The organism is Nonomuraea sp. NEAU-A123 (assembly GCF_018603905.1).
In the GTDB taxonomy this organism is placed as follows: Bacteria; Actinomycetota; Actinomycetes; order Streptosporangiales; family Streptosporangiaceae; genus Nonomuraea.
The window spans coordinates 533989-547012 of the sequence record NZ_JAHFZZ010000004.1; the positions used below are offsets into that span (position 1 = coordinate 533989).

At 69.8% G+C, this 13024-nt stretch carries 11 protein-coding genes; 6 read left to right on the forward strand and 5 right to left on the reverse strand.

Features of this window, described 5'->3' with window-relative positions:
* The first annotated feature begins 261 nt into the window (after window positions 1-261).
* From ligD to KLK06_RS14700, 3 genes are all read left to right on the forward strand, one after another.
* Entirely contained in the window at window positions 262-1269 is a 1008-nt protein-coding gene (ligD, locus tag KLK06_RS14690; RefSeq protein WP_214635969.1) for a non-homologous end-joining DNA ligase, read from the forward strand.
* 269 nt (window positions 1270-1538) lie between these two features.
* Entirely contained in the window at window positions 1539-2036 is a 498-nt protein-coding gene (locus tag KLK06_RS14695) for a hypothetical protein (RefSeq protein ID WP_214635970.1), read from the forward strand.
* 97 nt (window positions 2037-2133) lie between these two features.
* Window positions 2134-2814, forward strand: coding sequence for a class F sortase (locus KLK06_RS14700; RefSeq protein ID WP_214635971.1), 681 nt, complete (start codon window positions 2134-2136; stop codon window positions 2812-2814).
* Here the strand turns inward: KLK06_RS14700 and KLK06_RS14705 are convergent.
* Together KLK06_RS14705 and KLK06_RS14710 are read right to left on the reverse strand one after the other, a co-directional pair.
* Window positions 2811-4862: an acyl-CoA dehydrogenase gene (locus KLK06_RS14705; protein WP_214635972.1), complete on the reverse strand. Its 2052-nt coding sequence runs from the start codon at window positions 4860-4862 to the stop codon at window positions 2811-2813. The two genes, KLK06_RS14700 and KLK06_RS14705, sit on opposite strands and share 4 nt — an antisense overlap.
* Before the next feature lie 39 nt (window positions 4863-4901).
* Entirely contained in the window at window positions 4902-5471 is a 570-nt protein-coding gene (locus KLK06_RS14710; RefSeq protein WP_214635973.1) for a helix-turn-helix transcriptional regulator, read from the reverse strand.
* A 135-nt stretch (window positions 5472-5606) separates the two neighbouring features.
* Here KLK06_RS14710 and KLK06_RS14715 point away from each other — a divergent pair, with 135 nt between their 5' ends.
* The gene (locus tag KLK06_RS14715) at window positions 5607-7907 is read left to right on the forward strand and encodes a M20/M25/M40 family metallo-hydrolase (RefSeq protein ID WP_214635974.1); all 2301 of its coding nucleotides are present in this window, start codon (window positions 5607-5609) and stop codon (window positions 7905-7907) included.
* On the opposite strand, the gene KLK06_RS14720 is transcribed toward KLK06_RS14715, so the two are convergent.
* Window positions 7895-8656, reverse strand: coding sequence for a CPBP family intramembrane glutamic endopeptidase (locus tag KLK06_RS14720; protein WP_214635975.1), 762 nt, complete (start codon window positions 8654-8656; stop codon window positions 7895-7897). The genes KLK06_RS14715 and KLK06_RS14720 overlap by 13 nt on opposite strands.
* A gap of 124 nt (window positions 8657-8780) precedes the next feature.
* Between KLK06_RS14720 and KLK06_RS62300 the strand changes: the two genes are divergently transcribed.
* A complete protein-coding gene (locus tag KLK06_RS62300; RefSeq protein WP_214635976.1) occupies window positions 8781-9899 on the forward strand; it encodes a sensor histidine kinase in 1119 nt (372 codons plus the stop codon).
* Complete coding sequence (locus KLK06_RS14730) at window positions 9896-10531, forward strand: response regulator transcription factor (RefSeq protein WP_214635977.1); 636 nt, start codon at window positions 9896-9898, stop codon at window positions 10529-10531. Before KLK06_RS62300 ends, KLK06_RS14730 begins: the two co-directional genes overlap by 4 nt.
* Window positions 10532-10566: 35 nt before the next feature.
* Here the strand turns inward: KLK06_RS14730 and KLK06_RS14735 are convergent, their stop codons facing one another.
* Window positions 10567-11445 carry a lipopolysaccharide assembly protein LapB gene (locus KLK06_RS14735; RefSeq protein ID WP_214635978.1) on the reverse strand — a complete coding sequence of 293 codons (879 nt, stop codon included), beginning with the start codon at window positions 11443-11445 and terminating at the stop codon, window positions 10567-10569.
* Between the two features lie 17 nt (window positions 11446-11462).
* The gene (locus tag KLK06_RS14740; protein WP_214635979.1) at window positions 11463-12902 is read right to left on the reverse strand and encodes an aldehyde dehydrogenase family protein; all 1440 of its coding nucleotides are present in this window, start codon (window positions 12900-12902) and stop codon (window positions 11463-11465) included.
* Window positions 12903-13024: the final 122 nt, after the last annotated feature.

Here is a 13024-nt window from a genome sequence, read left to right on the forward strand (position 1 = left end):
TCTTCGGATACGGGGATCTCAGCACCGGGCATGCAAGAAACCGTAGTTGACTAATCTCAGATTAGTCAACGCGGGTTGCTTGGTGCGAGTGATCGCTCGTCTCAGCCATTCCACGCGGATGGTTGTGCCGTCACGTCACGGCGCTCGGCCACCCCCACCGGAGGAGCGTTTCCCTGGACAGACCCCAGCCCCGTAAGGCGTGTGGGGCTCACCCGGCCTGCCGTACAAGATCGAAAAAAGAAAGGCGGGTAAGTTGGGCACATGGCGTCGCCGTTTGTTGAGATTGAGGTGGGGGAGCGGACCGTTAAGGTCACAAATCCCGACAAGGTGTACTTCCCGGAGATCGGGGCGACCAAGCGCGAGCTCGTCGAGTACTACGTGAGCGTCGGCGACGGCGCCCTGCGCGCGCTGAAGGACCGGCCGACCAACCTGAAACGCCACCCCGACGGGGTGCACAGTCCGGCGATCTACCAGAAGCGGATGCCGCCCAAGCATCCCGACTGGCTCCAGACCGTGACCGTCACGTTCCCCAGCGGGCGCACGGCCGACTCGCTGCGCGTCACCGAGGTGGCCGCCATCGCCTACTGCGCGAACCTCGGCACCATCGACTTCCACCCCTGGCAGGTGCGCGCCGCCGACACCGAGCACCCCGACGAGCTCCGCATCGACCTCGACCCGCAGCCCGGCCTGGAGTTCGACGCCGCGCGCAAGGCCGCGTTCCTGACCCGCGAGGTGCTGGACGACCTGGGGATGACCGGGTTCGTGAAGACCTCGGGGAACCGCGGCGTGCACATCGCCGTGCGGATCGAGCCGCGCTGGGACTTCGTCCAGGTCCGGTACGCGGGCATCGCCCTGGCCAGAGCCGTCGAGGCGCGGGACCCCGGCCTGGTCACGACCGCCTGGTGGAAGGAGGAACGCGGCGAACGGGTCTTCATCGACTTCAACCAGAACGCCCGCGACCGCACCATAGCCAGCGCCTACTCCGTCCGGGCCAGGCCGGACGCCACCGTCTCCACTCCGCTCACCTGGGACGAGCTGGCCGACGCCGACCCGCGCGACTTCGACATTCGCACCGTCCCGGCCCGCTTCGCCAAGCTGGGCGACGTCCACGCCGCCATCGACGACCAGGCGTACTCGCTCGACACCCTGCTCGAATGGTTCGACGGCGACGAACGCGGCGACATGCCCTATCCCCCCAACTACCCGAAGATGCCGGGGGAGCCCAAGCGCGTGCAGCCCAGCAAGGCCAGGGACAGCGACCAAGACTGAGCGGCGGGTTTCAGTGCCGCACCATCGGCAGGAAGACCTGGTCGACGATCTCGATGAGGCTGCTGTGTCGGAAGCGGTGGGTGGCCAAGGTCGCCCACCGCAGGTGTTGCGGTCACTGGTTGTAGGTCACTTCCGCGGTTAGTCGGCCTGGACAAAACGCTGAGTAAGTGACTGATTTCACTTCGATCACATTACTTGACTCTTGGTCTAATAGTTCGCGAGGCTCTCTTTCTATCTCGGGGCGTGACAACCGATTCGGGAGCCGTGTTATGACAAGAGCGCGAAGTCTCGCAGCCGCCGGAGCCTTGGCGGCCTTCGTGGCCGGTGGCGTGAGCATGGCGGCGGGCATCGGGACCGCCTCAGCCGCCACTCGGGACGAGCCGAACACGGCGGCCACCTGCCTGCTGCCCATCCTGCCGTGCGAGGTTCAGCCGTCGCTCGGGGTGCCTGACCTGCCCATCCCCAACCCGCTCGACAGTTGGTCGAGCGCGCCCGCGCCGGACGACTCGTGGTCGCCGCCGCCCGGTGAGCCGGAGCCCTCGAAGGAGCCCGACCGGCCGTGGAAGCCGGTCGACGAAGAGGAGCACCGGATGCCGCAGGGCCATCCCGAGACGGGAGCGGGCGGGCTGGTGCCCGAGCCGCCGGTGTGGCCGTTCGCCGCGGGTGGCGTCGCGTTGCTGGCCGGGGCCGGGTTGACCGGGTTCGCCGTGCGGCGCGGCAAGGGCGAGGATGACGCGGCGAGGATGGCGCAGGCGGGCCTGCGGTGACACGGGCGCAGACCGGTCGGTGGTGACGAAGCAGGTCGGCCGGCGGTGACGAAGGCGCGAAGCGGGCGGTGTAGACGATGGCGTGGGTGACGGGCCGGTGACACGGGCGGCCGGGGCGAAGCTGATCTGGGCCGGGGCGGGTGTGGTGTCGCTGGCCGGGGTGTTGCTGATCGGGTTCGGGATCAACGGCATGCTCGAGGACGGCGAGCCAGAGCCCGATACTGCGGCGGCCGCCGGGCCCCAGGCGGTCAAGGCCACCGGCCTGCCGTCGCTGGACGTGCCGCTCGACAAGGTCGCCAAGCCGATGAAGGCCGCGCGGCCCACGGCCGTCTACATCCCCTCGATCGGCGTGTCGGCGCCGCTGATGGAGCTCGGGCTCGACGCCGCCGGGGCGATCCAGAACCCGCCCTTCGACCCGCCGAACCTGGCCGGCTGGTACCGCTACGGCGCCGTCCCCGGTGGGCGCGGCGCCGCCGTGATCACCGGTCACCTCGACACGAAGAACGGCCCGGCCGTGTTCGCGAGCCTCAAGAACGTCAAACGCGGCGAACAGGTGCAGGTGCTGCGGGCCGACCGGTCCGTGGCCGTGTTCGTGGTGGACCGGGTCGAGCACACGCCGAAGCGGAGCTTCCCCGCCAAGAAGGTGTACGGGAAGATCAACTATCCGGGGCTCCGGCTGGTGACCTGCGGGGGGACCTTTGACCGCCAGGCGCACAGCTATCGCGACAACACCATCGTGTTCGCCCACCTGGCGGCGCCGTACTATCCGAAAAGCTAGGGATCGCGGGGGAGGCCGAGGGCGCGTTCGGCGATGATGTTCAGCTGGACCTCGGCGGTGCCGCCGCCGATGGTGAACGCCCTGGTGGTCAGGATCGTCCGTGACCAGCGGGCGTTCGAGGGGTCGAGCGACCAGCAGTACTCGGAGATGGCCTGGGCGTGGCGCATGCCGAGGAGTTTGCGCACGCTGGGAGCCGTGCCCGGGTCGGCGCCCGAGAGCTGGGAGAGCGTCACGCGCAGGCCGAGCGCCGAGATGGCCTGGCCCTCCGCCCAGAGGCGGCCCGCCTGTTCCCGCTGGGACTGCCGGAGGCCGGGCAGCTTGCCGATGAGTTCGATCATGTCGGTGTGCTGGGAGCCGGGGCCCCAGGAGTCGCCGAGCGCGACCCGTTCGTGCGACAGCGTGTCGCGGGCCACCCGCCAGCCGCCGTCGACCTCGCCGACCACCTGGTCATCGGGTACGAACACGTCATCCAGGAACACCTCGTTGAAGATCTCCTCGCCGTTGATCTCCTTGAGCGGCCTGGCGGTAATGCCCGGCGTGGACATCTCCACCAGGAAGTAAGTGATGCCCTCGTGCTTGGATTTTTCGGGAGATGTCCGCGCCAGACATATCCCGAAATGTGCGTACTGAGCGAGAGAGGTCCAGATTTTCTGGCCCGTCAAGGACCAGCCGCCCTCCACCCGCGTCGCCTTCGTCGAGAGGCCCGCCAGGTCGGAGCCTGCGCCCGGCTCGCTGAAGAGCTGGCACCACACGATCTCGCCGGTGAACGTCCTGGGCAGGAAGCGTTCCGCCTGCTCGGGGGTGCCGTACTTGACGATGGACGGCACGGCCCAGGCCGCGATGCCGAGGTTCGGGCGGTTGAGGTCGCGGAACTCCTGATGGATGATCACCTGCTCCAGCGGTGACGCCGCCCGCCCCCACGGCTTCGGGAGGAAGGGCATGATCCACCCTTCCCGCGCGAACCTCGCCAGCCTGGTTCCCCGCTCCATCGCCCGCAGGGACGCTGCCTCGGCCCGGATCGCGTCCCGTACGTTCGCCGCCTCTTCCGGAAGATCGGGCTCCATCCGCCGCCGTACCCCCGCCATGGCCAGCCCGGCCACCTTCTCGGCCCACCCACCCGGGTCGTTGGCCAGCATCCTGTCGGACAGGGCCCTGCGGTAGTAGCGATGGGCGTCGTGCTCGTAGGTGTAACCGATGCCGCCGAGAACCTGGATCGCGTCGGCCGCGCACCGTACGGCCGCATCGGGCCCCAGCACCGCCGCCACCCCGACCGCCAGCCGCGCCTCATCACCGATGATCCACGATCCCGTACGACCCGTGTCGTCCAGGGCCCTGGCCGCGTCCCATACGGAGGCACGTGCCTGCTCCAGCGCCACCAGCGCCGCCGCCACCCGATGCTTGACCCCCTGGAACTGCCCGATCGGCCGCCCGAACTGCTCCCGCACCTTGGCGTACTCGGCGGCCGTAGCCACGGCCCACGCCCCCACCCCGCACGCGTCCGCGCCCAGCAGCACGGCGGCCACCTCACGCACCGGTACGACACCGAGCGGCCGCTTCCGCGCCCCGGCGAACCCCACGATCGAGCACACGGCCCGGTCGAGATCCACGCCCTCGAACGGCTCGGCGGTGACATCCTCCCGATCGAACAGCGACCACTCCCCGTCCCCGACGGGCAGCAGGAAGACATCGGCCTCGGCGGACCCTAGCGCGAGCAGCGTGTCGCCGCCGGCCGTACCGTGCAGGGCGACCGTCGCGGTGAGCGACCCGTCGGCGAGACCGGTCAGCAGATCCGTCGGCCCCGAGGACCGCGCGAGCACCGCGGAGGCGAGCACGGTCGGCAGGTAGGCGCCGGGCACGCGCCGCTCGCCGAGCACCTCCAGCGCCACGGCCAGCTCCAGCAGCCCATAACCCTGCCCGCCGTACTCCTCGGGCAGGTGCAGCCTGAGCACGCCCTGCTCGGCCAGCGCTCGTTGGCTCGTGTCCCGCCCGGCCTGCCCGCGTACGGAGGCGGCCAGCGCCCGGTGCTCCTCGGTCAGCCCGATCCCCATGCCACCGAATCTAGAACCTTATTCGGTGGATCTCCAGAGTCAGGACGGCGGGTCCTCGGCAGCGGGCATCGTGAAAAATCTCAGGAACACCGGCCGCGCGCCGGGCGAGGCGTTGTCCGGCGCCCGGCTGAATCTGGACAGCAGCTCCATGTACGCCTCGAAGAACTCGTCGATTTCTTCCCGCGTCAGGTGGGTGAGCCCGCGGGACGCCTTCGCCCACTCCCCGTACCGCCGATGGTCTCTGAAGAAGCGCCGGGCGAGTTCCAGCTCCTCCTCGACCTTGAACTCGGTGATCTCGTCGAGGAGCTGCTGCGACTCCTCGTCCAGCTCATCCGCCGAGGGCCACCGCAGGTCGCGGCTGATCTGCCGCCACCAGCGCTCCCGTCCGTTCGAGCGCTCGGGGATGTCTTCGATGAACCCGTTCTGCTCAAGCTGGCGCAGGTGATAGCTGAGCGTCCCGGTGTTCTCGCCGAGCGCCCGGCTGAGCGTGGTGGACGTAGCCGGGCCGTGGATGCCGAGATGCCGCAGGATCCGCTGTCGCAGCGGATGGCCGAGCGCCTTGAGCGCGCCTGGATCACTGAGCTGCCGGATCGCCGGTCTGTTCGCCACGCTGCGAGCCTACAACTCTTCGCCCCAACATTGCAGAACTTTCGCTGCAGCATTTCTTCTGCAATACTCCGTCGCGGTGCTCCCGATGCCACCACCAGGGACATTTGGGACACAAGACACGGGGAGTGAACGAGGATGACACCAGTGGCCGCAGCCGAGCACGCATCGAGACGGCGCTCACTCGCTGCCGGGCTCATGGCCCTGTGCGTGCTCCTGCTGATCGCCATCGGCGCGATCAGGGACGCCACCCCCACCGCGGTGAGCCCGGCCAGTGCCCCCGACCGGGAGTTCAGCGCGCAGCGGGCCTTCGCCCAGGTCGAGCGCTTCGCCGTCGCACCCCACCCCGTCGGCACGGCCGAGCACACCCGGGTCCGCGACTACCTGGTCGGCGAGTTGCGACGGCTGGGCCTGCGGCCCGAGGTGCACGAGGCGGTGGGCGTCTCACCGATCGACGAGCAGGGCGACCCCATCACCGCCGGGCGGGTCTTCAACATCGTCACCGTGATACCCGGGACCGCTCCCACCGGCCGGGTCTTCGTCACCGCTCACTACGACTCGGTCCCCGAGGGGCCGGGCGCCAACGACGACGGGGCCGGTACGGCGAGCGCGATCGAGACGGCCAGGGCGCTGGTCGCGGACGGCACGCGGTTGCGCAACGACGTCGTGTTCCTCATCACCGACGCCGAGGAGGCCGGGCTCCTGGGCTCGGAGGCGTTCGTCGCAGGGCACCCGCTCGCGAAGGGGCGGAGCGTGGTGCTCAACAACGAGGCGCGCGGGGCCAAGGGGCCGGTGCTGATGTTCCGGAGCACGGAGGCGAACTCCGGCCTGATCTCCATGTTCGGATCGGCGGCGCCCATGCCCGTGGCCGACTCCGTGTACGCCGAGCTGATGAAACTGCTCAACAACGACACAGACTTCACCGCCTTCAAACCCGGCGGGATGGCCGTGCTCGACTCCGCCTACGCCAACGCGGGCACCCTGTACCACAGCGTTCTCGACGACCCCGCACACGTCGATCTCGCGGCGCTGCAGCAGATGGGCGACAACACGCTGGCGCTCGTGCGCGCGTTCGGCGGCACCGACCTGGCGCGGCTGACCACCGGGAACGACCTGGTCTACTTCAACGTCCCGCCCGGCCTGCTGGTCCGCTATCCCACCTGGGCGGCCACCCTGCTGGGCGCCGCCGCCCTGCTGGCGGCACTGGCACTGATCTTCCTGGCCCGCCGCCGGGGCCTGGTCACCTTGCGGCGCACGCTCCTCGGCACCGCGCTCGCCCTGATCCCGATCGGACTCGCGGTGGGCGTCGGTCTCTCCTTCTGGGACCTGCTCAAGGTGATCCAGCCCAAATTCGGCGGAACCGCCACCACGACGCCGTATCGGCCGGAGCTGTTCTGGCTCGCCGTGGTGATGCTCGCGGGCACGATCCTGGTCGCGTGGTACGCCCTGCTGCGCCGTCGCGTCGGCGCCGCCGAACTGGCGCTGGGCATGCTGACCTGGGCGGCCCTGATCGGTCTCGGCCTCGGCATCGTGTCGCCCGGAGCGTCGCACCTCGCCGCCTGGCCCGCCTTGGGAGCGGCGCTGGGCGGGCTGGCCGCACTCCGCTGCCCGCCGCGGTGGCGGGTGCTCATCCTCACCGCCGGTCTCGTGCCAGCCGCCCTGATCCTGCTGCCCAGCGCGTGGAACACCCTGCCGACGGGCCTGCAGTACGTGGGCTACGCCCCCATGCCCCTGGTGATCTTGTTCGGCGGCCTCCTGCTGCCGCTGATCGAGACGGTCTGGCCGCACCGGCGTTCCCCGCTGATCCCGCTGACCGCGCTGGTCGTCTCGATCGCCCTGGTGGCGGCGGGCCTGCTGGTCGAGCCGATCGACAAGGAGCACCCGCGGCGAACCAGCCTGGCGTACGGCCTCGACGCCGACACCGGCAAGGCCGTCTGGCTGACCTCGAAGGCGCCCGACCAGTGGGCCCGCCGCTATGGCGGCACCAACCCGACCGGCCAGCCGCCGGCGGAGCTGTGGGGCGGGTCCAAGCTGCTCAGCCCGGCGAAGGCCGCCAAGCTGCCGGCGCCCTCGCTGCGGGTGCTCGCGGACACGACCCGGGAGGGCGTACGAACCCTGCGCGTCCGGATCCACTCCGAACGCGGAGCGAGCGCGGTCGGCCTGCGGGTGGACGGGGACACCGCGACGGTGAGTTCGCTGACCGTCGGGGGCCGCTCCATCACGGCCGATCCGGCGGGATTCCTCTTCCGCGCCCCCGGACCGGAGGGAGTCGAGGTATCGCTGGTCGTCAAGGGTTCCGGCGGCAAGATCGGGCTGCGGGTCACCGATGTGAGCCCGAATCCCAGTGAGATGTCCGCACTGCCCGGCTTCATCGCCCCGCCGGATTGGCTGTTCCTCGGCGACACCAAGATCTCCGTCACCAAGCTCTACGCCGTTTGACGATCGAGCAAGGTCGGCCGGGCCGCCGGGAACGCGAGCACCGCGACGGCGGACAGCGCGAGAGCGGCGGCCTGAAGGGTGAGCTGCACGCCGTAGTTGATCTCTTGGGCGGGAAAGACGCTGCTCAGGTAGACCGCGTTGTGCACACCCACCGACATCCACAACGCCCCCGTCCGCGCCCGGGCCGCCCCGCACAGCAGCCCGAGCGCGATGGCCATCACGACATAGAGCAGCTTCTCCGCGATCCCCGAGGCGGGGCTCTGCGACAGGATGTGGATCGAGCCGAAGGACAGCGTGGTGACCGCCAGGACGGCGCGCGGGCTCAGCCGGTCGGACAGCGTGTCGTAGAGATGCCCGCGGAACAGCAGCTCCTCCGGGAACGAGGCTTTAAGCGCGATCACGACGATGGCGAGCGGGATCATGAGAGGTGGGACGTCCGCGGGCGGCAGCCACCTCGCCGCGCCCACCCAGACGGACACGACGTTGGCCCCGAGCAGGGCGGCCAGGCCCACCACCATGCCGAGCACCGCCTGGGGCAGGGCCCACCAGGTCCAGGTGACCCGCAGGCCGGACCACGGGCGGTGGCTCACGAAGCGCCGATAGACGTAGACGAGGAGGAGCACCAGCACCGTGATCAACGGCGCCACCGCCTGTGAGCCGCCGAACAGGACATTGCTGATCGCCATGACTCCGAACGTGGCCGCGAACAGCATCGCGATCGTGACCAGGACAGCACCAAGGATTCGCATGACGGCACGCTAGGGACCACCCGCCGGGGCGCACATCGAGCGCGGGGTAGATCCAGACATGACCGAAGTACCGTGTCGCTGGGGGGATGCCGCGGAGGCCGGCAGCCGCGTAGGGTCCGCAGATGTGACCTTTCGCGACCCGGACCGGCCGGTTCTGCTCTCGGTGGCGTTCTGGGTGATATTCGCGACGGTCCTGGCCGGCGGCGCGGGCACCGCCGGTTCCTGGCCGCGTTTCGCGCTCTTCGCCGGTGTGATGGCGCTGGTGGCGGCGCTCTGGCTGATCATGCCGTGGAGCCCGGCGGCGAGCCCGGTGCGCAAACTGGCCGCTCCGACGCTGATGGTGACGGTCCTGCTCATCGGCCAGGTCCTGAGCGGATGGCACATCGCGCTGGTGTTCGTCGCGATCGTGAACCTCGCCTTCGTGTACGGCATGCGCACCGCGATCGTGATCACGGCGATCTACTTGCTCTGCGTGGGCGGGTCCATCCCGCTGCTGTTCGACGCGAGCTGGCTCCAAGCGCTCGACCAGTTCGTACCGATGACCCTGCTCGCCGTCTTCTCCCTGGTCATGACGTCCGCCCTGCTGGAGGCGGGCAGGCAGCGCGCGGCGGCGCAGCGGCTGATCGAGCGGATCAGAGAGCTGGCGGTGGCCGAGGAACGCGCCCGGATGGCCAGGGACATGCACGACTCGATCGGGCACCAGCTCACCGTGATCAAGGTGAACCTGGAGAACGCCGAACGCTACCGGGAACGGCATCCCGAACTGATCTGGGAGGAAGTACGCCAGGCCAAGGAGATGACCGTCCAGGCGCTGGCCGAGGCGCGGCGCTGGGTGCGCGCGCTGCGTCCCCTCGCGCTGGACGGCCAGGTGGGCAGCACCGCGCTCGGCCGGCTGGCCCGCTCCTTCGAGGGGGCCGGCGTCGAGGTCAGCTTCACCGTCGACGGGATCGAACGCCGCATCGACCCCGACTCCGAGCTGGTCCTCTACCGTGTGCTCCAGGAGGGGTTCACCAACGCGCTGCGGCACGCCGAGGCCCGTCAGGTGCGCGCCCGCCTGGATTTCGGCGAGGATCGGGTGGTGCTGGTGATCGGTGATGACGGCAAGGGCGCGGTGGATGCGGCCGGGTTCGGCCTGTCCTCGCTGGCCGAGCGAGTGCGGGCGATCGGCGGCAGCTTCCGGGCGGCCAACGCCCGCGACGGCGGGTTCGAGCTGCGGGCCGAGGTGCCGGTGGCGCGGCCATGATCCGGGTGCTGCTCGTGGACGACCAGGAACTCATGCGCCGGGGGCTGCGCAAGCTGCTGGAGATCGAGGACGGGATCGAGGTGGTGGGCGAGGCCGCCGACGGCTGGGCGGCGTTGGCCGCCGTGCCGCAGTGCGCGCCCGACGTCGTGCTCGTCGACGCCCGGATGCCGCGGATGGACGGGGTCGAGCTGACCGCGCGGCTCGCCGCCGAGCACCCGCGCGTCGCCGCGCTGATGCTCAGCACCTTCGAGGAGGACGCGTACATCTTCGGCGCGTTGCACGCCGGAGCCCGCGGCTACCTGCTGAAGGACTGCTCTCCCGAGGAGCTGATCGCCGGGATCCGCAAGGCGCACGCGGGCGAGACCGTGCTCGACGGGCCGGTGGCCGCCCGGCTCGTGGCCGAGCTGCGCGGGCAGCCGCGCGGCGCGCCGAGCCGGTTTCGCGGCCAGGAACTCCTGTCGAGCCGGGAGCTCGAGGTGGCCGGGATGATCGCGGTGGGCGCGACGAACCGGGAGATAGCCGCCCGGCTGTTCATCACCGAGGGCACGGTGAAGAACCACGTGTCGAGCATGCTGCGCAAACTGGGACTACGCGACCGCACCCAACTCGCCCTGCACCTGTCCGGCTCGTGAGCGGCTGCCTCAGGAGGCTGCCTCAGGAGGCTGCCTCAGGAGTCGCCGAACTCCAGGTCCAGCGCCCGGGTGAAGTCGGCCACCGCCTCCTCGTGCCGCTCCATCTCCTGCAGGACCTCCCCGCGCACCCGGTAGGCCCAGGTGTAGTTCTCGTCCAGCTCGATCGCCCGGTCCAGGTCCAGCACCGCCGCCTCGTTGTCGCCCATCTCGCTGAGGACCGCGCCACGGCTGCCCAGCGCGCGGTCGTTCTCCGGGTCGAGTTCGATGGCCCGGTTCAGGTCGGACAGGGCCTCGTCGTAGCGGTCGATCATGCGCAGCGCCTCGCCGCGCCTGCTGAACGCCCGTACGTACTCGGGCTCCACCTCCAGCGCCCGGGTGTAGTCGTCGATGGCCTCGGAGTACAGGTGCATGCGCTGGTAGAGGTCGCCTCTGGCCAGCCACGAGTACGCGATCTCCTCGTTCAGGGCGATGATCTTCGCGTGCTCCTCCAGGGCCTCGTCCAGGCGGTCGAGATCGGCAAGAATGTCCGCCTTGGCCTCCAGGATCCACAGCGACTCGGGCGAGAGGGTCAGCGCGTGCTCGAAGTCGGCCATGGCCTCCTCCAGGCGGCCGAGCGCGGCGTAGGTCTGGCCGCGCGAGCCCAGGGCGTACGCGCTGTCCGACTCCAGCCGCAGCGCCTCGTCGAAGTCGGACAGAGCGGCCTCGTAGCGTTCGATGATGCGATGGCTCTCACCCCGCAGCCGCCAGGCTCGGGCATTGTCCGGTACGAGCGCGATCGACTCCGTGAGATCGGCGATGGCGGCGTCGTGTCTCGACAGCGCGATGTACGACTCGGCCCGGCTGCGCAGCACCGAGGCGCGAGACTGTGCGGCAGCCTCGGAAAGCTCCGGCTTTTTGTTGATCCCCTCGCTCATGAGGGGAATCTATCTAACTAAATCTGGATGATGGCCGCCTTTTCCCGGGTGTATGCGAGGACCGAGTCGTGCCCGTAGCCGCTGTCCTTCACGCCGCCGAAAGGCAGCCCCGGCGGCATCTGCCGGAAGGTGTTCACCCAGACCGTCCCGCTCCGCAGATCGCGGATGAACCTGTGGGCGCGGCCCAGGTCACGCGTCCACAGACCGGCCGCCAGCCCGTACGGCGAGTCGTTGGCGATCGTCAGCGCCTCCTCGTCCGTGTCGAACGGGATCGCCACCGCCACGGGCCCGAAAATCTCCTCCTGGCAGATGCGCAGCGCGTTGTCGCCGGTCGTGTAGAGGGTGGGCGAGACCCAGTAGCCGCCAGGCAGATGCGGCACCACCTCGGCGCCCGCCCGGCCGCCGAACACCAGCTCGGCGCCCTCCTTCTCGGCCACCTCCAGGTACGACACGACGCGTTCGTACTGGCCGGCCGACACGATCGGTCCCATCGTGGTCGCCAGGTCGAGCGGGTCGTCCAGGATGAGGCTCTCCGCGATCTGCCGGGTACGCTCCAGCACCTCATCCCAGATGGACCGGTGGATCAGGATCCGCGAACCGGCCACACAGACCTGCCCGGCGTTGCCGGTGAAAATGGAGTTCACCGTGATGCCCTGGGCCGCCGCCTCCAGGTCGGCATCAGGAAAGACGATATTTGGCGATTTGCCGCCCAGCTCGAATGTCATCGGCTTGAGCGAGTCGGCGGAGGCGCGGGTGATGGCCTGACCGGTGGCCGTCGAACCGGTGAGACTGATCTTGCCGACGCCCCGATGCCGTACGAGAGCGTCGCCCACGTCCTCACCCATGCCGCTGACGATGTTCAGCACCCCGGGCGGGAACACCTCCGCGAGCAGCTCGCCCAGCCGCAACACCGACACGCTCGCCTGCTCGGCGGGTTTGACGATGACGGTGTTGCCGGCCGCGAGGGCGAATGCCGCCTTCGCGGAGAACGTCGAGATGGGGGAGTTCCACGGGATGATGCACACGGCCACGCCGTACGGCTCGCGACGCGTCATACCCAGGGCATCGGGCCCCAGGATGACGGTGTCCCCCTTGACCGCGTCGAGGCACTGGCCCGCGGCGAGCTGCCACAGGTAGGACATGCCCGGAAGGTCCTTCTTCAGGGTGTCGCGCAGGATCCGGCCGTTGTCGCGTGTCTCCAGCCGGGCCAGCTCCTCGGCATGCTGGGCGAACAGCTCGGACACCTTGCGCAGGAAGTGCGCCCTGCCCAGCGCCGGCATGGCCGACCAGCGGGGGAACGCCTCCTGAGCCGCCGCCACAGCCGCCTCGGCGTCCTTGGGGCCGCCGGCCGGGATGGTGGTCCATACCTCGCCGGTGGCCGGATTGACGGAGTCCATGGTCTTACCATCGGCGGCCGGGACCAGCTTGCCGCCGATGAGATTGCGATAGTGAGCCACGCGGCCAAGCATATGCTTGCTTGCCTCGTACGGGCTAGGGACGTGACGGCCGCGCTGAGCTGACCGGCGATCGCAGCCCCGGCCTGCACAGACCCCGGCCCGCGTACCGCGGTCGCAGTAGC